Origin of the sequence: Dysgonomonas sp. (genome assembly GCF_035323175.1) — a bacterium.
GTDB lineage: Bacteria > Bacteroidota > Bacteroidia > Bacteroidales > Dysgonomonadaceae > Dysgonomonas.
Window position 1 is genome coordinate 517,774 of sequence record NZ_DAOKYH010000001.1, and the last position, 26,022, is coordinate 543,795.

At 38.0% G+C, this 26,022-nt stretch carries 23 protein-coding genes and 1 riboswitch; of the genes, 15 read left to right on the forward strand and 8 right to left on the reverse strand.

What is annotated here, in order from left to right; translation table 11 throughout:
* Positions 1 to 107: 107 nt before the first annotated feature.
* The 4 genes from metA to PKC55_RS02215 form a co-directional block, all read right to left on the reverse strand.
* The gene (gene metA / locus PKC55_RS02200) at positions 108 to 1,058 is read right to left on the reverse strand and encodes a homoserine O-acetyltransferase MetA (protein WP_291130273.1); all 951 of its coding nucleotides are present in this window, start codon (positions 1,056 to 1,058) and stop codon (positions 108 to 110) included.
* A 299-nt stretch (positions 1,059 to 1,357) separates the two neighbouring features.
* Positions 1,358 to 2,230 carry a Cbp1 family collagen-binding glycoprotein adhesin gene (locus PKC55_RS02205; RefSeq protein WP_006843001.1) on the reverse strand — a complete coding sequence of 291 codons (873 nt, stop codon included), beginning with the start codon at positions 2,228 to 2,230 and terminating at the stop codon, positions 1,358 to 1,360.
* Positions 2,231 to 2,280: 50 nt separating this feature from the next.
* Positions 2,281 to 2,955, reverse strand: a complete 675-nt coding sequence (gene rsmI, locus PKC55_RS02210) for a 16S rRNA (cytidine(1402)-2'-O)-methyltransferase (RefSeq protein WP_291127880.1) — start codon at positions 2,953 to 2,955, stop codon at positions 2,281 to 2,283.
* 124 nt (positions 2,956 to 3,079) lie between these two features.
* A complete protein-coding gene (locus tag PKC55_RS02215) occupies positions 3,080 to 3,811 on the reverse strand; it encodes an inorganic diphosphatase (protein WP_324371657.1) in 732 nt (243 codons plus the stop codon).
* 326 nt (positions 3,812 to 4,137) lie between these two features.
* Between PKC55_RS02215 and PKC55_RS02220 the strand changes: the two genes are divergently transcribed.
* From PKC55_RS02220 to PKC55_RS02290, 15 genes are all read left to right on the forward strand, one after another.
* Positions 4,138 to 5,628, forward strand: a complete 1,491-nt coding sequence (locus PKC55_RS02220; protein ID WP_303888171.1) for a 2-isopropylmalate synthase — start codon at positions 4,138 to 4,140, stop codon at positions 5,626 to 5,628.
* Between the two features lie 26 nt (positions 5,629 to 5,654).
* On the forward strand, positions 5,655 to 6,767 hold the full coding sequence (locus PKC55_RS02225) for an acyltransferase family protein (protein ID WP_291127873.1): 1,113 nt from the start codon (positions 5,655 to 5,657) through the stop codon (positions 6,765 to 6,767).
* Positions 6,757 to 7,116, forward strand: coding sequence for a hypothetical protein (locus PKC55_RS02230; RefSeq protein WP_324371661.1), 360 nt, complete (start codon positions 6,757 to 6,759; stop codon positions 7,114 to 7,116). The genes PKC55_RS02225 and PKC55_RS02230 overlap by 11 nt, the downstream gene beginning before the upstream one ends.
* A gap of 9 nt (positions 7,117 to 7,125) precedes the next feature.
* Complete coding sequence (gene leuC, locus PKC55_RS02235; protein ID WP_324371663.1) at positions 7,126 to 8,520, forward strand: 3-isopropylmalate dehydratase large subunit; 1,395 nt, start codon at positions 7,126 to 7,128, stop codon at positions 8,518 to 8,520.
* A gap of 109 nt (positions 8,521 to 8,629) precedes the next feature.
* Positions 8,630 to 9,220, forward strand: a complete 591-nt coding sequence (gene leuD, locus PKC55_RS02240; RefSeq protein WP_291127868.1) for a 3-isopropylmalate dehydratase small subunit — start codon at positions 8,630 to 8,632, stop codon at positions 9,218 to 9,220.
* Positions 9,221 to 9,320: 100 nt separating this feature from the next.
* The gene (locus PKC55_RS02245; protein WP_291127865.1) at positions 9,321 to 11,801 is read left to right on the forward strand and encodes a glycoside hydrolase family 127 protein; all 2,481 of its coding nucleotides are present in this window, start codon (positions 9,321 to 9,323) and stop codon (positions 11,799 to 11,801) included.
* Between the two features lie 21 nt (positions 11,802 to 11,822).
* On the forward strand, positions 11,823 to 13,334 hold the full coding sequence (locus tag PKC55_RS02250) for a hydroxymethylglutaryl-CoA lyase-like TIM-barrel protein (RefSeq protein WP_283686109.1): 1,512 nt from the start codon (positions 11,823 to 11,825) through the stop codon (positions 13,332 to 13,334).
* 255 nt (positions 13,335 to 13,589) lie between these two features.
* The gene (leuB, locus tag PKC55_RS02255; RefSeq protein WP_135105082.1) at positions 13,590 to 14,660 is read left to right on the forward strand and encodes a 3-isopropylmalate dehydrogenase; all 1,071 of its coding nucleotides are present in this window, start codon (positions 13,590 to 13,592) and stop codon (positions 14,658 to 14,660) included.
* Between the two features lie 270 nt (positions 14,661 to 14,930).
* Positions 14,931 to 15,509 carry a 50S ribosomal protein L25/general stress protein Ctc gene (locus PKC55_RS02260; RefSeq protein WP_135105083.1) on the forward strand — a complete coding sequence of 193 codons (579 nt, stop codon included), beginning with the start codon at positions 14,931 to 14,933 and terminating at the stop codon, positions 15,507 to 15,509.
* 16 nt (positions 15,510 to 15,525) lie between these two features.
* Positions 15,526 to 16,089, forward strand: a complete 564-nt coding sequence (gene pth, locus PKC55_RS02265) for an aminoacyl-tRNA hydrolase (protein ID WP_135105084.1) — start codon at positions 15,526 to 15,528, stop codon at positions 16,087 to 16,089.
* A gap of 108 nt (positions 16,090 to 16,197) precedes the next feature.
* Complete coding sequence (gene hslR, locus PKC55_RS02270; RefSeq protein WP_135105085.1) at positions 16,198 to 16,617, forward strand: Hsp15 family ribosome-associated heat shock protein; 420 nt, start codon at positions 16,198 to 16,200, stop codon at positions 16,615 to 16,617.
* Between the two features lie 113 nt (positions 16,618 to 16,730).
* Positions 16,731 to 16,934, forward strand: a riboswitch (cobalamin riboswitch).
* Positions 16,935 to 17,121: 187 nt separating this feature from the next.
* On the forward strand, positions 17,122 to 17,337 hold the full coding sequence (locus tag PKC55_RS02275) for a cysteine-rich CWC family protein (RefSeq protein ID WP_135105086.1): 216 nt from the start codon (positions 17,122 to 17,124) through the stop codon (positions 17,335 to 17,337).
* Positions 17,338 to 17,592: 255 nt separating this feature from the next.
* Entirely contained in the window at positions 17,593 to 19,326 is a 1,734-nt protein-coding gene (locus PKC55_RS02280) for a phosphoenolpyruvate carboxykinase (protein WP_324371671.1), read from the forward strand.
* Between the two features lie 154 nt (positions 19,327 to 19,480).
* Positions 19,481 to 22,111, forward strand: coding sequence for a phosphoenolpyruvate carboxylase (gene ppc, locus PKC55_RS02285; RefSeq protein WP_324371673.1), 2,631 nt, complete (start codon positions 19,481 to 19,483; stop codon positions 22,109 to 22,111).
* A 141-nt stretch (positions 22,112 to 22,252) separates the two neighbouring features.
* Positions 22,253 to 23,476, forward strand: a complete 1,224-nt coding sequence (locus PKC55_RS02290; RefSeq protein ID WP_291125538.1) for a 3-phosphoshikimate 1-carboxyvinyltransferase — start codon at positions 22,253 to 22,255, stop codon at positions 23,474 to 23,476.
* Positions 23,477 to 23,480: 4 nt separating this feature from the next.
* Here PKC55_RS02290 and era read toward each other — a convergent pair whose 3' ends face one another.
* The 4 genes from era to PKC55_RS02310 are packed head-to-tail and all read right to left on the reverse strand — an operon-like array spanning position 23,481 to position 26,018.
* Positions 23,481 to 24,362 carry a GTPase Era gene (era, locus tag PKC55_RS02295; RefSeq protein ID WP_324371676.1) on the reverse strand — a complete coding sequence of 294 codons (882 nt, stop codon included), beginning with the start codon at positions 24,360 to 24,362 and terminating at the stop codon, positions 23,481 to 23,483.
* Between the two features lie 17 nt (positions 24,363 to 24,379).
* Positions 24,380 to 24,913, reverse strand: coding sequence for a KdsC family phosphatase (locus tag PKC55_RS02300; protein WP_291125543.1), 534 nt, complete (start codon positions 24,911 to 24,913; stop codon positions 24,380 to 24,382).
* Positions 24,913 to 25,683, reverse strand: a complete 771-nt coding sequence (locus PKC55_RS02305) for a Rossmann-like and DUF2520 domain-containing protein (RefSeq protein WP_291125545.1) — start codon at positions 25,681 to 25,683, stop codon at positions 24,913 to 24,915. Before PKC55_RS02305 ends, PKC55_RS02300 begins: the two co-directional genes overlap by 1 nt.
* Positions 25,683 to 26,018 carry a LiaF transmembrane domain-containing protein gene (locus tag PKC55_RS02310; RefSeq protein ID WP_291125548.1) on the reverse strand — a complete coding sequence of 112 codons (336 nt, stop codon included), beginning with the start codon at positions 26,016 to 26,018 and terminating at the stop codon, positions 25,683 to 25,685. Before PKC55_RS02310 ends, PKC55_RS02305 begins: the two co-directional genes overlap by 1 nt.
* Positions 26,019 to 26,022 lie beyond the last annotated feature (4 nt).

Genomic DNA, 26,022 nt, shown 5'->3' on the forward strand with positions numbered 1-26,022 from the left:
AATAAAAAGTAACAAAAGTAACACGTTTTTTATTGTTTTTGAGTGTTACCTTTTTGTTGTTGAAACTTTCTTATATATAGATAAATTTACAAAGAGTATATGCCTTTTTATTTTTCATTCATCAAATCAAGATCTCCCATGTTTTTGATTTGAGTTTTATCGTATGGAGTTTCTTGATAAACGAAGTAGTTAAGCCAATTATTAAATAATAAATTTCCATGTCCCGACCAACGCACTACGGGAGGGTTTGCCGGATTGTCGTTTTTGTAATAATTACTTGGAATTTTTATTGGTAATCCTTTCTCTGCATCTCTTACATATTCGTTATTCAACGTGTAAGGAGCATATTCTGAATGACCTGTCAGATAGAACTCACGTCCTCCGCGCGACATCACGATGCCTACTCCCGAATCATCAGACTCGGACAATATTTTAAGTCCGCCACTATTTAATATCTCATCTCTTCTTACCGTGGTATGGCGACTGTGTGGAATATAGAATTCGTCATCAAAGCCTCTGAATAGTGGAAACTTTTTGTCATGTACTACATGCTTGAATACCCCGAACATTTTTTCGGGAAGAATATATTTATTTATGCCATAAAAGTGATACATGGCCGCCTGAGCCGCCCAGCAAATATAGAGTGTAGATGTAACATGCGTACGTGCCCAGTCGAATATTGCAGATATCTCGGACCAGTATGTAACTTCTTTAAATTCGTAGAGTTCTACCGGGGCTCCGGTAATAATCATCCCGTCATAGAAGTCATCTTTTACGTCGCTAAAACTTTTATAAAACATCTGCAAATGTTCTTCCGATGTATTTTTTGATACATGTGTTTCGAGCATCAAGAATTCAACTTCTACTTGTAACGGATTGTTCGACAATAATCTGATCAGATCCGTTTCGGTCATAATCTTTATCGGCATGAGATTTAGTATGAGTACTCTCAAGGGACGGATGTCTTGTTCGTCAGCCCTTAATTGACTCATAACAAATATATTCTCTTTTTTCAGAATCTCTATAGCCGGAAGATTATTTGGGATATTTACTGGCATTGTCGCTAAGTATAAGTGATTGATAAAATAAGCTGTTGTTTTGTTATGTTAAACGAAGCAAAACTCCCTTATTGATAGTGATACGAGAAGCTCCGTTATTTTTACATAACAAAAGGATATGCATTTATAATGCAAAGTTACAAAAATAACAGTAATATTTATTTTCTATCAAAATTTAGAGAGTATTTCACTTCTGAGTAATAATATAATAGAAAAAGTGTGTTGGCTTTTGAATTTAGCTACAAAAAAAGCGCTATCTGTAAAAGATAGCGCTTCTTGATATTATATCGTTGTTATTATCAACCTACTTCGATGATTAAGAATTTAGTTAAACTCCAGAATCTCTTATAGTCTGTAATTTTGATAACTATAGTTCCTTTTGCATCTTTGTCTAAAGTATAACTGTCTTTAGGGTGATCTGACAAGAGTTTAGCTTTCTTGTCATAAACAGGAATACTGTGAGTGTCACGGATATCAATTCTTATGAACTTACTCTTCTCGATGCTTTCTTTCAAAATCTTAGGAGAAGCAAGGAATCCGCCCGAAACAATTTTAGCTTCTTTAAGCTCTTTGCTTGTGCCGAACATATAATAAGCAGTATTCAACTCCTTGTCTTGTTCTTTAATCTTAGATGCTTGTTCCGCAGTCTGAGATGATAATGTTTCTACATTTGAAGTTAATGATTGTACATCTGTTTGCAATAAAGCTATTTGCTCGTCACGCGCTGATAATGATTTTTGAAGTTCCGAAATAGTGTTAGCTCTTTCTACTAACTCAGAATTCAAACGTTCGATAGTTGCTTTCAAGCCAGACATTTGTCCCGAATTGCTTTTTAGCCTTTTATTTAGTTTGTCGATATCAGTTTTGTTCTTTTTCAATATTTCATTGATCATTTCAAAATTGTCTTTGATACGTGTTTTTGTATCATTCGACATTTCCCCTTTAGACTTGGATTCGATAGATAGGAATTTTTCAGCTTCTCTTATTTGTCTGAAATTTTCTTCTACATCGTTAATCAAAGTATTCATTTCCTCCAATTCGCTATTACTTTTGCTCGTAACTTGAAGAAGAGAGTCGCGTTGAGCCTGTAAAGCTTTATATTCATCCGAATTTTTTACGTTACATGATGCTAATGCTAATAAGCATAGACATCCAACTACTAATTTTTTCATAAACTAATATTTAAGTTGTTAGATTTCTTTTTCTATTATAGTTTAAAAATTTATTCTTCTTTACCTGCAAGCACTATAACAAATTCTCCTCTGGGTTCGTTCATTGTATAGTGTAATATTAAGTCTTTGAGGCTGCCTCTTAAGACTTCTTCATATCTTTTGGAGATTTCGCGACACGTTGCCACATATCGTTCTTCCCCCACATATTCTGCTAATTGTGTTAACGTTTTTAATACCCTATGCGGAGATTCGTATAATACAATAGTCCTTGTTTCTTCGGCCAATACCTTCAAGCGGGTCATTCTCCCTTTTTTCTGAGGTAAAAAGCCCTCGAAACAGAATCTGTCGCAAGGAATGCCCGATGCTACAAGGGCCGGAACAAAAGCCGTTGCTCCCGGCAAACACTCTATATCAATACCCGCTGCAATACATTCTCTGACAATCAAAAATCCCGGATCAGAAATTCCCGGAGTACCCGCGTCTGAGACCAGTGCCATATCTTCGCCTGTATTTATACGTTCTACGATATGAGCTACAGCCTTGTGTTCATTAAATTTGTGATACGATTGCATTTTGTTTTGTATCTCGAAATGCTTCAACAAAATACCTGTTGTTCGGGTATCCTCAGCCAGTATAAGAGACACTTCTTTTAATAGTCTGACTGCCCTGAAAGTCATATCTTCTAAATTACCTACTGGGGTAGGTATAACATATAATTTACCCATTTCCTTTCCTACTGTATACAATACATATCGATTCACAAAGATAGAAAAAAAATGAACCGCTAATTAAAAAACGTAAATAATGTCATTTTGTTGTATTATCAGCTCTTTTGTCCCCTTATTTCTTTTATGGTTTTATTAATTTGTATAACTCATCCCATTTTTCGTATAGAGCTTTCATCGATGGGAGTACGATGTTTGCACCCGCATCGGCTAATATTTTGTCAGGCATTGGTCCTGTGTTTACAGCGATCGTAAAGATGCCTGCGGCAACCGCTGCTTCTACTCCTCTCGGTGCATTTTCTACAACGATAGCTTCGTTTGGTTTCAGGTGTCCGGCTTTTTCCAGCCCCATCAGATAAGGCTCGGGGTGCGGCTTGCCATGTTTCACATCAAAGGCTGTTACCATTCGTTCTTTCTTAAATAATCCCGGGAAATTGTGTTCCAGTTTATCTATCAGGGTCGGTTGTCCCGATCCTGTAACCACGGCACAGATCAAACCCTCGTCATGTGCTTTTTTAACGAAGTCGTAAGCGTATGGAATCAGGCTTCCGTCATTGTATTCCGAAAACAGTTCGGTCTTACGCTTATATATTGCATTTACTTCTTTTTCGGTAGCTTCTCTTCCTTTTTCCCTTTTCATCAGGTGGTTTATTGTATGGCTACCCACCATTCCTTCGTATAGGTAGAATTCTTCGGGTGTACTGGGTATATCAAATTCGTCCATTGTTTCTTTCCACGATTTGGCATGCCATTTCATCGAGTCGTACAGAACTCCGTCCATATCGAAAAGGACAGCTTTGAGATCAAATTCTGAATAATTATGTTTGCTTAGATATTCGTTAAAAGTGGTGATCATGATTTTATTTAGTAAAATATGTGCAAAGATACGTTTTATCGATTTAATTACCTATAATGTGTAAATGTCATAACAAAATCAAAAAATAAAACTTTTTATTTGTTTTTCTGAAAAAATAAAATAACTTTGTCAGCCAATAAAGTAAATATTGAATATGAATTTACATAGTATTATTATTAGTTCACTCATTCTGCTCTGGAGAAATTTAGAGTGAGCATTGCTATGTAGTATAAACGATAAAGAAAAAACTAGAGCCTTTCTCACTGTAAAGTAGATGAGAAAGGCTTTTTTTATGTAGAATAATCAGGATTTAATTAAAAACAGTTATGGACAAGTTATTTATTTTTGACACCACATTGAGAGACGGAGAGCAAGTTCCGGGTTGCCAGTTGAACACAATCGAGAAAATTGAAGTAGCCAAAGCCCTCGAAATGCTCGGTGTTGATGTAATCGAAGCTGGTTTCCCTGTTTCCAGTCCTGTAGATTTCAACTCGGTGGTTGAAATATCCAAGGCTGTTACTTGGCCTACAATCTGTGCTCTTACACGTGCTGTGGAAAAAGATATAGAAGTAGCTGCCGAAGCCTTAAAGTATGCCAAGAAAAAACGTATACATACAGGTATTGGAACTTCGGAATATCATATTAAGCATAAATTTAATTCGACACAAGACGAAATTATAGAAAGAGCTGCTGCTGCTGTCAAATATGCGAAGCGTTTTGTTGAAGACGTTGAATTTTATGCCGAAGATGCAGGGCGTACCGACAATGCTTATCTTGCACGTGTGGTACAAGCCGTAATTAATGCCGGAGCTACTGTTGTAAACATTCCCGATACTACAGGGTACTGTTTGCCGACAGAATATGGTGCCAAGATAAAATATCTGATTGATCATGTGGATATGAAGAATGCTATTCTTTCTACACACTGTCATCAAGACTTGGGTATGGCTACGGCAAACTCTATAATGGGCGTCTTAAATGGAGCTCGTCAGGTGGAAGTGACAATAAACGGTATCGGTGAGCGTGCAGGTAATACGTCTTTGGAAGAGGTTGTTATGGCTATTCATAGTCATAAAGAATTGAAAATTGACACAAATATCAATACGCAAAAGATATATCCAACCAGTCGCTTGGTTTCTAATCTGATGAATATGCCTGTTCAGCCAAACAAGGCTGTGGTAGGGCGTAATGCCTTTGCTCATTCATCGGGTATTCATCAGGATGGAGTTCTGAAACATCTTTCTACTTATGAAATTATCGATCCTAAAGATGTAGGTATTGATGATAATGCAATTGTCTTAACTGCAAGAAGTGGACGTGCTGCATTGAAAAATAGACTAAATTTGCTTGGTATAGAAGTCGATGATGATACATTAGCAGAATATTATCAACGTTTTCTTGACTTGGCAGATAGGAAGAAAGATATTACCGATGAGGATATCCTGATCTTAGCCGGTAGAGAAACAGATAAAATGCATCGTATCAAGTTGGATTATCTACAGGTGATCTCAGGGCTAGGGATACGCAATGTGGCGAATGTAGGACTTGATATTGCCGGCGAAAAGTTTGAAGCCTCGGCTTCCGGCAATGGGCCAGTAGATGCTGCCATAAAAGCGATTAAGCAAATCATACGACGCCAGATGGTTATTGAAGAATTTTTGATTCAGGCAATAAACAGAGGCAGCGATGATATCGGAAAAGTACATATGCAGGTAGAGCACGAAGGAGTAAACTATTACGGCTTTTCTGCAAATACTGATATTGTAACCGCTTCGGCGGAGGCGTTTATAAATGCAGTAAACAAATTTGTAAAGTAAAAAAGATACAGACAAAGTCAAAATAGATGGAGCCCCAAAAATACCAATATATAGACAGCTTGAGAGGAATAGCGATTCTTTTGGTTGTACTTGTTCATGTTGGTATAGTTTTGGATAATATGATCGATTATTTTCCGAAAGATAGCCTTTTGTTGTCGATAATAGGGAATGGAGCATATGGCGTGCAGCTATTCCTTATTGTAAGTGCATATACATTGACCATGTCGCATTACAATAGACTGGATGAGCCACACAAAAACCGGAATTTCTTTATTCGTCGTTTTTTCAGGATAGCACCTATGTATTATATAGCTATTATTTATTTTACATTGGATAAGTACCTACAATTCAATTTTGTAAATCCTGATTTTTCGGCAATACCAATTCGGTCTATGTTGAGTAACATTTTCTTTACCAATGCACTTATCCCTGAGCATACCAATAATTATGTGCCTGGAGGATGGTCGGTATCGGTGGAGTTTTTGTTTTACTTTATGTTACCGTTTATATGCAGTAAAATAAAAACAGTAAATGCTGCTCTACTATTGTTTCTGTCTACTTTGACATTAGCGTTGATTATTGATCCTTTCATAAAGGCGAATACAATATATCCATATTTCCATGAATATAATTTCTTTGTTCAACTGCCGGTATTCCCATTAGGGATATTAGCTTATTTCTTTTTAAATAGAGAACAACATGAAATAAAACCTTTTACATGGGTGTACCTCTTGGGGATGATGATTGTATTTTGTTATATCTCAGTTCCGAAGCATATTATGTTTAGTCTTGTGTTTGTATTATTACTCATTATTCAGGCTAGATATAGCTTCAGGCTGTTCTCTAATCGCTTTCTGGCAGAGGTCGGAAAAGTAAGTTTCAGCATGTATCTTTTGCATTTTGCCGTTGTGTATCTTTTTAATAGATTTGGTTTTTACCGAATTATAGAGGTTACTGATTTTACAACATCGCTTCTTAATTTTCTATTGATGTATATTGTTGTTGCGGGGGTGGCTTTTGCTATATCCAGTATAACATATAGGATAATTGAAGTGCCGGGGCAAAATCTAGGTAAGAGACTAATTAAAAAATTGTCTTTGGATCCTATTTCTCATACTAAAGCAGTAAATGGAAACTAAAAAATATGAATATATTGACAGCCTTCGCGGAATGGCTATATTGATGGTTATTCTGGTTCATATTCCTTTTCAGAAGGCGGGCGTTCTATTATGTCGTAAATTTACTTCTAACGAATACTTCCGTCGACCAAGGACATTGTCTTATTTAGTTCTAATAATTCTTATCTATTGTTATATTGCTATAAATTATGACTTTTTAGATAGATCTGCAACATTTTACTTTATATTAGCATATTTGTATATATTCAGATCGGGCTATATATGCTCGGTCTTTACTCATAAATTTATTGAAGTTCCGGGACAAAACTTGGGACGAAAAATTATTCAAAAGTTGAATCAACAAAAATAAACTTGAAAAATGAAAACTCTATTCGACAAAATCTGGGATGCACATGTGGTTTCATCCGTTGAAAATGGTCCCACACAATTGTATATAGATCGCCATTTTTGTCATGAGGTCACAAGTCCTCAGGCATTTAATGGACTTAGGGCAAGGGGGCTGAAAGTCTACCGTCCCGAAAAAACAACGATAACGGCCGACCATAATACGCCGACTATCAATCAGGATCAGCCTGTAAAAGATCTGATTTCGAGAAATCAGCTGGATACATTGTCTAAAAATGCGCAGGATTTTGGTATTCAGTTGTTTTATCCTTTGGGACATCAAAAAAATGGGGTAGTACACATTATAGGGCCGGAAAACGGATTTACTCAACCCGGAATGACTATTGTGTGCGGAGATAGCCATACTTCTACACATGGAGCTTTTGGTGCTATTGCATTTGGTATTGGTACCAGCGAAGTAGAAATGGTATTGGCTACGCAGTGTATTCTTCAGACACGTCCGAAGACAATGCGCATCACATTCAACGGAAAATTGGGTGAAGGTGTTTCGGCTAAAGATTTAGCTCTATATATGATCTCTAAGTTGACTACCGGCGGTGCTACCGGTTATTTCGTAGAGTATGCGGGTGAGGCTATTCGCAACATGTCTATGGAAGAGCGTATGACACTATGTAACCTAAGTATCGAGATGGGTGCTCGTGGAGGATTGGTTGCTCCCGATGAGACTACTTTCTCTTATGTGAAAGGTCGTGAATTTGCACCTAAAGGAGAAGAGTGGGATAAGGCATTAGCATACTGGAAAACATTAAAGACTGACGAAGGCGCGAAATTTGATAAAGAGTTGACATTCGATGCCGCAGATATCAAGCCAATGATTACTTACGGAACTAATCCGGGTATGGGTATGGGTATTGATGAATCGATCCCTACATTGGATGAAATAGATGAGGCCGGACGTATTTCTTTCCAAAAGTCTATGGATTATATGGGATTCAAACCCGGAGAAAAGGTAGAAGGCAAATCAATAGATTATGTATTTCTTGGTAGTTGTACCAATGGACGTATCGAAGACTTCCGTGTGTTTGCAAACTTTGTAAAAGGGAAGAAAAAGGCTGATAATGTAATCGCTTGGTTAGTTCCAGGAAGTTGGAAAGTAGAACAACAGATCAAAGATGAAGGACTGTATGATATTCTTAAAGAGGCAGGCTTTGAACTTCGCCAACCGGGTTGTTCGGCATGTCTTGCGATGAACGATGATAAGGTGCCTGCAGGTAAATATGCGGTGTCTACATCAAATCGTAACTTTGAAGGGCGTCAGGGTCCGGGTGCTCGTACTATTCTTGCCGGTCCGCTTGTGGCTGCTGCCGCTGCTGTGACAGGAAAGATTACAGATCCTCGTAACTTCTGATTTGTTAGACTAACCGAGGCAAATGATTCCTTATTAAAAGGATTTCTTTACATCGATTAGACTGATAAGCAACAATAAAAATATTCTTTCATTATACATATAAATAACAATGGAAAAATTTCAAACACTTACATCAACATACGTTCCACTTCCTATTGAGAATGTGGATACAGACCAAATTATACCGGCTCGCTTTTTGAAGGCGACAGATAAAGAAGGTTTTGGTGATAATCTTTTTGCCGATTGGCGTTACAATAAAGACGGAAGTCCCAAAGCCGATTTTGTGCTCAACAATCCTACATATAGTGGAGAGATACTTGTTGCCGGAAAGAATTTCGGTAGCGGTTCCAGTCGCGAGCATGCAGCGTGGGCTGTTGCCGGATATGGATTCAAAGCTGTTGTTTCAAGCTTCTTTGCGGATATTTTTAGAAACAATTCACTAAACAATGGAGTACTTCCTGTTGTGGTTACACCTGAGTTTCTTTCCGAAATATTTGCTTGTGTAAATGTTGATCCAAAAGCCACATTGACAATCAATCTGGAAAAACAAACCATAACAAACAATGTTACGGGGAAAACAGAAAGTTTTGAAATCAACCCTTACAAGAAAGAATGTTTATTGAAGGGACTTGATGATATCGACTATCTGTTATCTAAAAAAGAATTGACAGAAAAGTACGAAACGGAACGTCTTTTATAATTTTATAATAATGTAGTAAGCAGCTATCTGCGATTAGATTATGTCTGTCATCATTGTTGAGATGCTAAATGGTTCTGAATAAGAAGAGATATACCCCCAAATGAAAAAAGGTATTTATATATTCATTTTTATTATGGCTTCTGTGAATATTTATTCTCAGAATATCTTAACTCCTGTATCGTTTGAGCAAGTGACTCTTACTGATAATTTCTGGAACAATAGGATGAGGATCCAAAAAGAAGTATTGGTTCCTGTGGCATTCGAACGGACAGAGATTGCTGTAGAAGATCTTCGGCGCACAGCGAATTATCTGAAAGGGATCGAAGGGCCTTTACCTTCTGATAGCAGATTCAGCACTTCCGACTTGTTTAAGGTTATCGAAGGTGCGGCCTATCTGTTAAAGATGGAACGTGATCCAAAATTAGAAAAGCAGATAGATGATATCGCAGATATTATAGCTCAGGCTCAGCAACCCGACGGCTATTTGTACCCTCCTCATATTACGGGGTCTTATAAGACCGCACCATTGTGGGGTGGAGCAGGAATGGGCGATAAGCCTTATTCGTGGGTAGTGCACAGCCATGAGTTGTACAACATGGGGCATCTATACGAGGCTGCGGCTGCATACTATCAGGCTACCGGCAAAAAGAACCTGCTGGATATTGCGACTAAGAGTGCTAAACATATAAATAAGGTCTTCTTTGAAGGGGATCCGAATTACAATGGTGGTAAGCCTGTAAATCAAGCTCCCGGACATGAAGAAATAGAAATCGCATTGGTGAAGCTTTATCGTGTGACCGGAGATCCGCTATATCTCAATATGGCGAAAAAGTTTATCGATATACGAGGTGTAACCTATGTGCCCGATGGTAAAGGAACCATGTCGCCCGAATATGCACAGCAGCATGCGCCTGTACGTGAGCAGGATAAAGCAGTAGGACATGCCGTGCGTGCGGTTTATCTTTATTCGGGTATGTCTGATGTAGGTACATTGACGGGGGATACAACTCTTTCGCCTGCTTTGGATAAGATCTGGGGCAATATTGTGGACACACGGATGCATATCACAGGTGGGCTGGGGGCTATACATGGTATCGAAGGCTTTGGTCCTGAATATGAATTGCCAAATAAGGAAGCATATAATGAAACGTGTGCCGCTGTAGGCAATGTATTCTTTAACCATCGTATGTTTCTTCTCGAAAAAGACGGTAAATACATGGATGTTGCCGAAGTGTCACTCTTGAACAATGTTCTAGCGGGAGTAAATCTTGAAGGAAACAAGTTTTTCTATGTTAATCCTCTTGCCTCGGATGGTAAAGTTGATCGTTCATATTGGTTTGGAACTGCTTGTTGCCCTACAAATTTAGCGAGGCTTATTCCTCAAATTTCGGGTTTGATGTATGCGCATACCGATAATGAAATTTATTGTTCTTTCTACACCGGAAGTAAAGTAGACTTTGCTCTTACATCCGGAAAAGTGGCACTAGAGCAAAAAACGAATTATCCGTTCGATGAAAGTATCGTATTAACTGTAAACCCCGAAAAGAATGATCAGACGTTTTCAATAAAAATGCGAATCCCTACGTGGGTCGGTTCTCAGTTTGTACCGGGTAAATTGTATAGCTATGTTGATAATAATTCGAAAGCGTGGGAACTATATATAAACGATAAGAAGGTCGGAAATTTATCTTTTAAAAAAGGTGAAGTTTCTCTTGACAAAGGTTTTGTTTCTATCTCCAGAAAATGGAAGAAAGGAGATAAAGTAGAGCTTAAACTACCTATGCCTGTTCGTTATTCACATGCTATAAAGGAAGTGAAAGCAGACAATGACAGGGTAGCTATCTCCAGAGGTCCGTTAGTATATTGTGCAGAGGGTATTGATAATACTGAAGATGTGAACAGGTATTATCTGACTAAAGTTTCAACAGATGCTAAGGTACAGAGAGATGATACAGGAATATTGAAGGGGATAGACCTAATAAAAAATGTTTCGGCAGACTATATAGATGTAAAAGGCAATATTCATCAGACTTCACTGAATCTTATTCCATATTATGCATGGAACAATCGAGGAGTTTCGACAATGAATATTTGGTTTGCTGAGAATCAAAAGAAAGTGCGTGAAAGCGTTGCGATTCTTCCTGTAGCGATAAAAGATATAAAAGCGACTTATACAAACGAAGGCGAAAATGTATTCTCTATTGTTAACGGAAAGCATCCGAAGAGTTCTAAGGATACAGAAATAAATAGATGGACTTCTTGGAACAAAAAGGGGGAAAAGCAAAGCATCGATTTCACTTTCGAGAAGCCTACTGATATAAAAGCCTTTTCGGTTTATTGGTATAACGACAACGGCGGAGTTCGTTTGCCGGATGTTTGGAACTTGGAGTATAAAGATGATAGTGGTTCTTGGAAGCCATTCCCATTATACAGTACCGATTCATATAGTTTGCTCAAAGATCAATTTAATCTTGTGCATTCTGATGGAGATTCTTTTGTTGTAGAAAGTATCAGATTGAATGTAACGCCAAAAGCCGACAGTGCGGTTGGTGTCTTGCAAGTGCGGTTTGATATTAAGTAATTAAGAAAATTAAAGATTACCATGATAGAAATAATGGACACAACCCTGAGAGACGGCGAACAAACATCGAGTGTTTCGTTTTCGGCTCAGGAGAAGATGAGTATAGCTCACTTGTTGCTGGTCGATCTCGGCGTAAATCGTATCGAGGTAGCATCGGCTCGTGTTTCGAATGGTGAGTTTGAAACTGTAAAAAAAATCGCTAATTGGGCTAAATCCGCAGGATATATAGATAATATTGAGATATTAGGATTTATTGATAAAGGGGCTTCGCTCAATTGGATAAAAGACACAGGATGTAAAACTATAAACCTGTTGACAAAAGGTTCGTATAAGCATGTGACCGAACAGCTGCGCAAAACACCCGAACAGCATCTTGATGATATTAAGGCTGAGGTGGAATTGGCTCAAAAGTTGGGTATCACAGTCAATGTATATCTCGAAGATTGGTCTAACGGAATCGTGAAATCTGAAGATTACGTCTATTATATGATGGATGGAATGAAGGATTTGCCGATAAAGCGATTTATGCTTCCCGATACCTTAGGGGTATTGAATCCACATAGCGTATGGCGCTGTTGTCGCCGGATGATAAACCGTTATAGAGATCTTCATTTTGACTTTCATGCTCACAACGACTATGATCTTGCTGTAGCGAACACAATGGTGGCAGCAGAAGTGGGAGTGAGAGGCGTGCATCTGACAATGAATGGACTCGGCGAACGAGCAGGAAATGCTTCCCTGGCCAGTGTGATTGCAGTTTTTCACGACCAATTGAAATTAAAAACTTCAATAAAAGAAGAAAATATAAATAGGGTCAGCCGTGTAGTAGAGTCTTACTCGGGACAGGTAATCTCCGCTAATCAGCCAATTGTCGGAGACAATGTTTTCACACAGTGTGCCGGAATACATGCTGATGGTGATAACAAGAATAACTTGTACTATAACGATTTGTTTCCGGAACGTTTTGGTCGTGTTCGTGAATATGCATTAGGTAAATTGTCTGGTAAGTCTAATATCCGAAAGAATATTGAGGCTTTGGGTATTGAACTCGACGAGGATGATATGACTAAAGTGACAAACCGAGTGATAGAATTAGGTGATAAAAAAGAAATTATTACGCAAGACGATCTGCCATATATCATTTCGGATGTGTTGAAAAACAACGAGAAGGAAAGAAAAATCAAGATATTGTCGTTTGCATTTTTATTGACAAAGGGCTTGCGTCCTACAGCTACGGTAAAAGTAGAAATTGAAGGGCAGGAACACGAATGGACTGCACCGGGGGACGGACAGTATCATGCTTTTTCGAAAGCTTTGTATAAGATATACTCACGTTTGGGTAAGCCTACCCCTACGTTAGTGAACTATGCTGTTTATATACCACCCGGCGGGCGTACCGATGCTTTGGTGCAAACGGTAATTACGTGGGAATTTAATGGTAAGACTTTCAAGACAAGAGGTCTTGATGCCGACCAGACCGAAGCAGCGGTAAAGGCTACCGAAAAGATGTTGAATATGATAGAAGATCTGTAAATGACTTTTCTGCAAATGAAAGAAGAGCGGATTGAATGGGTTGATATAGCAAAAGGTATCGGCATAATATGTGTTGCTATGGGGCATATGTTTCAATACCAGATGCTTGCTACAAGATAATATATCTGTTTCATATGCCTCTTTTCTTTATTGCTTTTATCGTATCTTTAATAGATTTGAAATTACACAGGTACTTTTAGGAAAATATAAGAATAAACAGATTCAAAAATAATTACAATTTTAAAATATCGATTGATGAAATTAAACATTGCAGTGCTCCCTGGAGACGGAATAGGGCCTGAAATTATAGAACAGGCATTGAGAGTGACAGAAGTAGTTTGTGAAAAATTTGGTCACGAACTTTCTTATGAATATGGTATTGTTGGAGCTTCGGCAATCGATCAGGTAGGCAATCCATATCCTGATGGAACGCATGAATTGTGTATGGCTTCTGATGCTGTGCTGTTTGGTGCAATCGGAGATCCTAAATATGACAACAACCCTTCAGCAAAAGTACGTCCCGAACAAGGACTTTTGGCTATGCGCAAAAAGTTGGGATTGTATGCTAACCTTCGTCCTGTAAGTACATTTCCTACACTAGTACATAAATCGCCCCTTCGTTCCGATTTGGTAGATGGTGCTGATTTTATGTGTGTGCGTGAATTAACGGGAGGTATGTATTTTGGTCGCCCGCAAGGACGTAGCGAAGACGGAGATACTGCTTATGATACTTGCGTATACACTCGTGAAGAAGTAGAGCGTATACTTCATCTTTCATATAAATATGCTCAGATGCGTCGCAAAAAAGTGACAGTGGTAGATAAAGCGAATGTATTGGCTACTTCTCGTCTATGGAGGCAGGTTGCTCAGGAAATTGAAAAACAATATCCTGATGTGGAAACCGAATATATGTTTGTAGACAATGCTGCTATGCAGATTATTCAATGGCCTAAGCGTTTTGATGTACTTGTTACAGAAAACTTGTTTGGAGATATACTTACCGATGAGGCTTCTGTGATTACCGGATCGTTAGGTATGTTGCCATCGGCATCTATTGGTATTCACACATCTGTGTTTGAACCGATACATGGTTCGTATCCTCAGGCAGCAGGCAAAAATATCGCAAATCCATTAGCCACTATTCTTTCGGCAGCAATGATGTTCGAATATGCATTCGAACTGAAAGAAGAAGGTAAACTGATTCGTGATGCTGTTAATGCATCTATGGATGCAGGTGTAGTAACTGAGGATATTGCATCGAAAGAAGGAAAAGCTTATTCTACATCGCAAGTAGGCGACTGGATTGTAAATTATTTGAAGGGATAAATTTTTTTCTATGATATTGTGAAGAGGCTGTTCGTTGCGTACAGCCTCTTTTCGTCTTTATCTCAATAGTGATATGCCTGATAGGTTACTTTCAATGGGCTCTTTCCATTTAATATTTGCATATTGTAGTCTTCTACAAAATATTACTTTCATAAACATTAGGAAAAAAGATGTAAAATATTTATCTTTGCACCGCTTTTATAAGCCCGTACGTGTGATGGGAATAAGGAAGCAATCCTTAATTTGAGTAACACAATTTAAAATTAAAAGATGAAAACGTTTGAATTAAAAGGAGAAGCCAGAACAGATCTTGGCAAAAAAGCGACAAAAGCATTTCGCAAAGAAGACAAAATCCCTGCTGTAATTTATGGTGGAGATCAAACTGAAGCAATTGCTTTTACTGTTACAAACAGCGATGTTCGCAAACTTGTTTATACTCCTGAGATTTTCCTTGTAAACCTAACAATAGGAAAAGACAGCTATAAAGCTATATTGAAAGATGTACAGGTACACCCGGTAACAGATGCTATCTTGCACCTTGACTTCCTTCATGTATTTGAAGGCAAACCAATTGTAATGGACGTTCCTGTTATTTTGGACGGACTTGCAGAAGGTGTAAAAGCAGGGGGTAAACTTTCGCTTGACTTGCGTAAGATTAAAGTAAAAGCTCTTTACGATAAGATCCCTGAGAAAGTACACGTTGACGTAACAAGCCTTGCTCTTGGAAAATCTATCCAGGTAGGTGAACTACACTTCGAAGGACTTGAACTGTTAAATGCTAAAAATGCCGTTGTTTGTCGCGTTCAATTGACTCGTGCTGCAAGAGGTCTTGCTGCTAAAAACGGCTAATAATAGGATATATTGAATGAAATACTTGATTGCCGGCCTCGGTAATATTGGTAGAGAATACGAATATACCCGCCACAATATAGGATTCAGAGTATTGGACGCTTTAGCTAAAGCGTCCAATATTGTTTTTGCTGACAGGCGTTATGGCTTTGTGTCTGAACTAAAGGTCAAAGGACGTACTCTTATTCTGCTAAAGCCATCTACTTTTATGAATCTTAGCGGAAATGCTGTTCGTTATTGGCTAAACCAAGAAAAGATACCGATTGAGAATCTTTTGGTAGTTGTAGATGATCTTGCTTTGCCTTTTGGTTCTTTACGCCTCAAAGGAAAAGGCAGTAGTGCCGGACATAACGGACTGGGTAATATACAATCTGTACTAGGAACACAAGATTATGCCCGCTTACGGTTTGGTATAGGTAACGAATTTTCTCGGGGTGGTCAAGTTGGCTATGTGCTCGATAATTTCAGTGACGAAGAGGAAAAAGAGCTTCCTGTGAAACTGGAGACCTGTGGCGAAATAATCAAAAGCTTTTGTCTGGCAGGTATCAACAATACCATGAACCAATACAATAATAAATAAAACCAAAGAAGTTAGAAACGAATATCTTTTGTATCTAATATATAACTTTGATAAATGATGTGAAGCCGGTCTTGTTTGCGGACATATTGGCAAAATTCTGATTTTATTATGAAAGAACCTAAAAACGAAGTACGTATAGACAAATGGCTGTGGGCTGTTCGTCTTTTCAAAACTCGTTCTATAGCAATAGAAGCATGTAAAAAAGGACGTATCTCGATCAAAGGAGTTACTATAAAACCCTCTCGATCAATTAAGGTAGGTGATGTGATAGAAGTGCGACGTCCTCCGGTTACTTATTCCTTTGAAGTCCTCAACCTTTCGGAAAACAGAATGGGAGCCAAGCTTGTGCCCGAATTTATGAAAGATGTGACATCTGCATCTCAACTTGAAATATTAGAAATGTCTAAGGTGAGCGGTTTTGTAGATAGAGCTAGAGGAACAGGGCGACCAACAAAAAAAGATCGTCGTGAATTGGATCAGTTTACAGAAGATTACTCTTTCTTTGATGATTGGGATTTAGAAGATTAGAGCACAAATTATAGTTCGAAACTTATTCCTTGCAGAACACACTCTTATGAAATAGTAATTCATTATACCATCAAAAACTTTCTTATTTATATTTGTTCTTATTTATAATTCTATATCTTTGTTACCATATTGGTGTTATATATTCGAAGTCTTGGATATATAATGAAAAGGGAATCAGGTGTAAATCCTGAACAGTCGCGCTGCTGTAAGCTTCGCTAAACGTTTATACAAATCCTCAAAGCCACTGTTTTTCATAAACGGGAAGGTCGTATAAAACGGAAGTAAGTCAGAAGACCTGCCAAAAAATAAATTTCATCTTTCGCGAAAAAAGATAGAAAGCTCAAGAGATTTTTCTCTGATTATAAAAAAATGATTTTGGTTGAAGTATTTATACTATCATCTCTTGCAATGTTATATTTCGGTATCTGCAAATGAGATTGTATATTTTAAATAAACCTTCTCCTGATCTTATTATATATTCAATAACAATAAAAACTTACAACAATGAAAAAGATATGTCAAAGATGTTCGGCCGCTTTCAGCTGTAGAGAAGACCGCGTAGAATTGTGTAGCTGCCGTAGAGTTTCTTTAGTTTCAGGGGTACGCGATTATATAAAAGATAACTATAGTGACTGCCTTTGTCCTAAGTGTTTAAGCGAAACAAATACTTACTTTTTTGCCTTTGATGTTAATCCTAAATTCATAAAAGACAAAAAATAAAGTATTTATAAGCAACACCAATACAAGGTAATAGCAAAAACTTATTTTTAATTTACAATTTATTATAAATTTAGTCTTTAATTCGTTTAATTGTATAGGTAAGTTTCCTTAAATTTGATGTTGGAAAACAACGCAATTTGAATGTTTTCAAATCAAGTATTGAAGTTTGCAATCTCCTGTCACAAATGGAGATAGGAGATTGCAAATCGATATCGAACCGGATAGAAATAATAACTATAATAAATAAAATTAAACATGTTACAAGAGTTTACTTTAGGCGAAGGAAAGGCGATTATCAACTTCACTCTTAAGTTTTGCGACACGAGGCAAAAAATATTAAATAGTTACGGTTTTCATCGGGTTATTGAAGCTTTTATACAAAGATTGAAAAAGAATGATGTCATTATCTACGATTATTATATCAAAGAATTCAAGACTGACGAAGAATTTCAAAAAACATTGATAGAAGCATTTAAGCTACTTACTGTATGTAATCCCGATGAGGTGCAAAATGTACATAATAAGTATGCTATCTTCTTCAACGATAAAGATTTATTTATAGAACTTATAGAGCTTCTCTATGGCTTCTGGCGTAGAATGGAACGTTATACTATAGTGCATAACAATTCCATCAGCAGCGGGTTGCAAAGTGTGCGTTTTTTGCATGCCAACGAATTGTTCAATGAGTTGGTACTTTCCATTTATCGCCGCATCCAGGAAACCGTAATGGGGTATCAGCATCTTGTATATCGCCAGCTTACGGCAGGTGCAAATGCAGGGTTAACTCTTAGTGACATTACTTGGAATTGCCCAATAGAATACAATGGGTTGACTTCTATTCCGTTCATTACTTCTGTTATGTTTAAGCCTCCGTTTATTTCATATACAAAAAGAAATACACGCGACGGCATTTTTCAAGAACATACAACAAATCCGGTAGAAAATATTATTCTGAATGAAGATGACTGGTTCTTATTTCCTGCTAAAGTAGGGAATATGCTGACCTTTGTTTATTTCCACAAGGACTATATGGTTCACGGATTTGCATTATCCAATCTTTTTGAACTAGCTAAAGCCAGTGAATATATCGGTAAAAAACCGGATATAATATACGTGTTCGGATATCCTGATGGAATAGAAGAGAAACGTACTTTCTACTATAAGGATAAGAAAAATGATATTCTTATCGGTTACGCTAATCATTGCGACGATATCGACTATTTTGGCTATATGAAAAAAATGCTTCTTACACTTCATAACGTGAAGCAAATGGAGCAAGGGCGATTGCCGCTACACGGAGCTATGGTAAACATATTACTCAAGAATGGTACAGAAGCCAATATCGTTATTATAGGAGACAGTGGTGCCGGAAAATCTGAAAGTTTGGAAGCTTTCCGTACGCTTAACGAGAAATATATACGTCATATGCGTATCGTATTTGATGATATGGGTTACCTCAAAAAAGAAGAAGATGGTACGATTAAGGGGTATGGAACCGAAATCGGAGCATTTGTCCGTATCGATGACCTTGACCCTATGTATGCGTTCCAGCAGTTAGAGAGAGGTATCTATTCTAATCCTGACAAAATAAATGCTCGCATTACGATTCCTGCCGCAACATACGATGTTATCTCTAAAGGATATAAAGTAGATTATATCTTGTATGCGAATAACTATACTGAATCTGCGCAGAAGATTGAGTTTTTTGATAATCTCGACGAAGCGATTAAAATATTCGAAGCCGGAGCTCGCAAAGCAAAAGGAACTACGACTGAAAATGGTTTGGTTACATCTTATTTTGCCAATCCTTTTGGTCCTGTACAAGAAAAGAAGCTTGCAGGCAAGCTGATCAAAGAATTCTTTAATGATATGAATAACAACGGTGTAAAAATAGGAGAGATATACACCTCGCTTGCTATTGACGGGCATACTAAGGATGGACCTCAATTGGCAGCAGAAGAGTTGTTTACAATGATAAATAATGATTAAGTGGAGTAGAGATGAGTTAAGTATTAGCTCGTCTCTTTCTTCGATAAAATTTGCCTGACTACTCAACGCTTACTTAAACTTTTGATAATGTATGGCGTTAAATATTATAACGGAGAAAAATACAACTAATAATTAGAATAAACCTATGAACAATATGCAACAATCCTTGATGCACGACAATATCAAGATGCTTGGCCACTTGCTCGGAAAAACGATCAATGAGGCGAAAGGGCAAGATATGGTCGACCTCATAGAAACAATCCGCAGGCTATCTAAAGCATCACACTCGGGTGACATTGAAGCACATAAATCGTTGGTTAAGACATTGCAAAATCTTAGGGATGAGGAGTTCTTGCCTGTAGCACGTTCTTTCAACCAGTTTCTTAACCTCACAAATACGGCAGAACAATATAATAGTATCTCTCCCCACGCACAAGGGGCTGAGAACCCGGTGAATTTTTCTGCAGTATATGAAAAACTTAAAGCCGCTAACTATAGCGATAGCGATATAATCAAAGCAATAGAAGATATATCTATCGATTTGGTTTTAACAGCTCACCCTACAGAAATAAATAGACGCTCGTTGATCAATAATCTGAACCAAGTAGATCAATGCCTCAAGCTACTGGATCATGATGATTTGATCGAACATCAGAAAGTACAAATATTGCGCAGACTCAAGCAACTGATCGCTCAATATTGGTATACAGATGAAATTCGTCAGAATCGTCCGACCCCCAACGAAGAAGCAAAATGGGGATACGATGTAGTAGAGAATAGCCTTTGGGCTGCTGTACCTGCTTACATCCGTGAACTGGACGAGCAAATAAGAAATACACTCGCATATCGTATTCCGATCGATGCACGTCCTATACATTTTTCATCATGGATGGGCGGTGACCGTGACGGGAATCCGAATGTGACAGCAAAAGTTACACATGATGTACTACTTGATAGCCGCCGCCGTGCTGCAACTCTCTTCTTATCAGATATAGAAATACTGGTGAAAGAACTATCAATGGCAACTTGTACGCTCGAATTCAGAAACTACATAGGAAACTATGAAGTACAAGAGCCGTATCGTGAGCTAATGAAAAAGTTGCGTACACAGCTTCGTAATACTATAGCTTACCTTGATGCCCGTATAGCAGGTAAAAATCCTGAACTTACAGAGGATATTCTCTACTATAATGAGCAATTATGGGAACCTTTGCATGAATCTTATAAGTCGTTAGTGGCTTGTAAGATGGATATTATAGCCGATGATAAGCTATTGGATACCATGCGCAGGGTTAAATGTTTTGGGCTTACTCTTGTACAAATAGATGTTCGTCAGGAAAGTACAATTCATACTGAGACAATTTCAGAGATTACCCGTTATTTAGGATTAGGAGATTATGAAACATGGTCGGAAGATGAGAAGCAAGCTTTTCTTATCAGAGAGCTGAATTCTAAACGTCCTTTGGTTCCAAAAAATTGGGAGCCAAGTCCTCAAACGAAAGAAGTGCTGCAAACATGTAAAGTTATTGCAGAGACTCCTGAAGGGGTAATACCTACCTACATTATATCGATGACACGTACTCCGTCCGATATATTGGCGGTTTATTTGTTGTTGAAAGAAGCTGAGTGTCCTTATATATTACCCGTAACACCATTGTTTGAAACACTGAATGACCTCAATAATGCCAATGGTATTATGCAGCAATTGTTTAATATTAGTTGGTACAGAGGTGTTATCAAAAGCAAACAAATGATAATGATCGGTTACTCTGACTCAGCCAAAGACGCAGGATCTATTGCTGCCGGATGGGCGCAATACAGTGCACAAGAAGCATTGATCAAAAGCTGTCAAGAAGCGGGAGTATGCTTGACCTTATTCCATGGACGTGGTGGTACTGTCGGACGTGGAGGAGGACCTGCCAAAGTTGCTCTTTTCTCTCAGCCTCCGGGCTCATTAAAGGGTGGTTTGCGTGTAACAGAACAGGGCGAAATGATCCGCTTCAAATTAGGTATACCCGATCTGGCTATAAAAACGCTGGCTTTATATACTGATGCAATCTTAGAGGCTAACTTACTTCCGCCACCTGCACCAAAACAGGAGTGGAGAGACCTTATGAATAAGATGTCCGATATTTCTTGTACTATATATCAAGATACAGTACACAGAAATCCTGATTTTATACCGTATTTTTATCAGGCAACCCCTGAGGCCGAGCTTGCTCGTTTGCCATTAGGTTCGCGACCTGCAAAACGTCGTCCCAATGGTGGCGTTGAAAGTTTGCGTGCCATTCCTTGGATATTTGGATGGACACAAAACAGGTTAATGCTTCCGGCATGGCTTGGGGCAGGAGAGGCTCTTCAGCAAGTTATAGATGAAGGGAATGTCGAGATATTAAAAACCATGTACAAAGATTGGCCTTTCTTCGGAACAAGGATTAATATGTTGGAAATGGTATTTGCCAAAGCAGACCCCCGTATATCGGCATATTATGACGAACGGTTAGTGGAAGACAGGTTGCAAGATTTAGGGAAAAAGCTTAGGGCACAGTTAGAGGGTGCAATAAAATCTACATTGAGAATATCTCAGGATGAATACTTGATGGAGAGCCTACCCGATATAGCAGAGAATATTGCAATGCGAAATATATATACCAATCCGCTGAATCTGTTGCAGGTAGAATTGCTTCATCGTTCGAGACAAGACAGTGAGCATTCTCCCGAACTGGAACTGGCACTGATGATCACAATATCGGGTATTGCCGCCGGAATGCGAAACACAGGATGATAACATTCTGATAAAATATATAGATTGTAAAAGCTCATAAAAATCAAAATATTTTTATTCGTAGAAAATGCTTAATCCATGTTTAAAAATTTGATCTTTATGGGTTTTTACTTTAATTTCGTATAGATAAATAATTATATCATGCAATATAAAATAATGGCTCCAAAGGCCATAAATTCAACAATAGCACTGCCTGCATCTAAAAGCATAAGCAACAGAGCTCTTATTCTGAACGGTCTAAGTTTAAATGCTTCAACCCTGGAAAATCTTTCCGACTGTGATGATACGCAAGTTATGATAGAAGCCTTCCGTTCAGGCAGCAGCCTGATTGATGTAAAGGCTGCTGGCACATCTATGCGTTTCCTTACAGCATTGTTAGCTATAACACCCGGAGAATGGATAATAACAGGTACAGAGCGTATGCAGGAACGTCCTATTAATATTCTTGTAGAAGCCCTGACCTCATTGGGAGCCCGCATTTCATATATTGCGAATATTGGATATCCTCCCCTAAAAATAAAGGGTACGGCACTGGATGGTGGTGACATATATTTGTCGGGAGATGTCAGTTCTCAGTTTATATCGGCACTTCTGATGATTGCCCCTACAATGAGTAAAGGGTTGACAATCCATTTAGAAGGAGATATTATATCCATCCCGTATATAAAAATGACATTGGGAATGATGTCTCAGTTTGGAGTAAAAGCACACTGGGAAGATAAAATAATTCGTATTCATCCACAAGAATACAGACCGACTCATTATGTAGTAGAGTCTGATTGGTCTGCTGCTTCATATTGGTACGAAATGGCTGCGTTAACAGATAGCGCGCATATAGAACTGAAAGGATTGTTCAAAGAAAGTATGCAAGGAGACTCTAAAGTATCCGAGTTGTTTTTGGACTTAGGTGTTAATACCGAATTCACTGAAAACGGTGTTATATTAACTAAGTCGGACAGAATAACAAAAAAGATGTTTCATAATTTTGTGAATGAGCCCGATTTGGCACAAACCTTTGTGGTAACTTGTTGTATGATGAATATTCCTTTTATGTTTACAGGATTACAAAGCCTAAAGATAAAAGAAACAGACCGCATAGAAGCATTAAAGGCTGAAATGAAAAAGCTGGGATATCTTATTTATGACAGTCAAAACAGTATTCTCGAATGGAATGGTGAAAGATGCGAGCCAGAAGCAGAAGCTGTTATCCGTACATACGAAGATCATCGCATGGCGATGGCTTTTGCTCCGGCAGCAATAAAAACGGAGCATATCAATATGGCTCATCCGAATGTAGTTACTAAGTCATATCCAAATTATTGGAATGACCTGAAAACTGTAGGATTTACGATAGAGGAAAAATAATATATCAATCTAAACGATATCCGAATTGGCGAAGTATGTTATCCCTGCTTCGCCAATCTTTTTCTACCTTGACGAATATTTGCAAGAATACTTTTTTATCAAAAAATCGCTCAATATCTTTCCGTGCCATTGTACCGAGTTTCTTCAAGGCTGCACCTTGATGTCCGATAACAATTCCTTTTTGTGTGTCACGCTCTACAATGATAAGAGCTCTTATGTTTATTATATCTTTTTCTTCTTTAAACTCTTCAACAACGACTTCTACCGAATATGGAATTTCCTTTTGGTAATAAAGAAGAATTTTCTCACGAATAATCTCTGTTACAAAGAATCGGGCAGGACGATCGGTTAATGCATCTTTCTCAAAATAGGGTGGTGATTCTGGAATAAGGTCTATAACCCGTTTCTTGACCACATCTGCATTAAACTTGTTCAATGCCGAAATCGGATATATTTCCGCATTCGGAAGTAGTTCTTTCCACCGCAAGACCAAAGCTTCCAATTCTTTCTGATTTGTTTGATCTATTTTATTAATCAAAAGCAAAACAGGAGCTTCTACGCCTTGTACTTTCTTTAGAAACTCTTCGTTTTTGTCTATTTTTTCGACAACATCAGTCATATATAGTAAGACATCAGCATCACTTAATGCAGATTCCGAGAAGTTAAGCATCGACTCCTGCAACTTGTAATTGGGACGCAAAACACCCGGAGTATCAGAATAAACAATCTGATATTCATCGGTATTCACTATTCCTAAAATACGATGACGAGTGGTCTGAGCTTTAGAAGTAATAATTGATACTTTTTCACCTACCAACAGGTTCATCAACGTTGATTTACCTACATTGGGGTTGCCTACTATATTTACAAATCCTGATTTATGCATTTTTATTTTTTATGTTTTTAGAATACGGCTGTCGAACTTAGCATTTCGGGTGTCATCCATTTGCCTTGTGCTTTCATCACTTGCTCTATGACATCACGGGCAACACCATCTCCGCCATTTTTATGCGAAATATATTGGGCTACACTTTTTATCTCAGGCGCAGCATTTGCCGGGGCTACAGCCAAACCTACAGCCTGCATTACCTGATAGTCTGGCAAGTCGTCGCCTGCATATATTATCTCTTCGGCTTTATAGCCTGTTTTTTCCATATAGTCGTTGAGGTCATTTATCTTAACTTTCGATTTGAGGTAAATATCATTAACTCCCAACCTGTTGAAGCGAAGACGGATATTATCTGTATCAGCTCCTGTGATAATGGCCACACTATAGCCGGCTTTTACTGCAAGGTTGATAGCATATCCATCTTTTATATTTACCATCCTTACCGGTGACCCATCTGAAGACAAAGGTATTGAATCAGGAGATAAAACACCATCAACATCAAATATAAATGCTTTTATTTTCTTCAAATCGTAATTTATTGTACTCATTATATATCTTTTTTACCAAACCGATGAATACTTTCACTCATCAGTTTATAAATTTGTTTTATTTTATCATCATCAATCAGCGACAGGTGCTTCTCCATTACATTCTCATCGAAGCGTACAGCCGGACCTGTTTGGGCTTCTTCGGGAGATAAAGAATGTACCTTCGATGCAGTTTCGTCAATCAACGGCAAGGCGATATCGAACGGCAAGTTTATTTTTGCTAGAACTTGTTTCGATAAGGTGTACATATGATTCGTAAAGTTGCAAGCAAATACTCCTGTAAGGTGAAGATACTTTCGTTCTTCTGTCGATAATTCTACTATTTTGGTTGACAACTGCGATACTATGCTTTTTAGTTGTTCCAATGCATGATCATCCGAAGCCTCCAGAAATATTGGAATGTCCGCCCAGTCAACTTTTCTATCTTTACTAAATGTTTGAAACGGATACAGTACTCCATATCGAGAAGTATATCCTTTAAAGACATTTATAGACATGCTACCGGCTGTATGTACCCATAAGCCATTATTTGACGGAAGATTAGCAATCAATTCTTCTAAAACAGAATCTTTTACCGAAAATATATATAAGTCAGCATCGCAGACCGCTAATGATATATCTGTAATAGGTGCAGCATCCACTTCCTTGGCTAAAGCGGAGGCAGAAGCTAATGTTCGGCTATAGACTTGTACAATATCAAAAGATTTGCTGTACAGCTCTTTTGCAAATTGTGTTGCAACATTGCCTGCTCCTATCAATACTACTTTCATTAGTTCTTCTTTTTGGCACTCAATACCATTGCCACTCCGGCAACAATCAATAACCCCGGAACAATAAGATTAGAATAATTATGCATCCAACCAAAGAACGTATCAGCATTAAGCAGTACTCCTATACCTAGGAATATCCAACCTAAAACTCTCTTAGGCTGAGTGAATAAGAACACAATTCCTGCTATAAGCAAAAAAGAACCTACTCCTATTAGTCTGTCAGCATAAGGGATTTTACTTAATACATCTAACTTGTCCAGCATAAATAAAATACCGAAGATAAGTATGGTTATCCCATACGACAAACGGTCGTTTGACTTGCTATTAGTTGTCATAAGT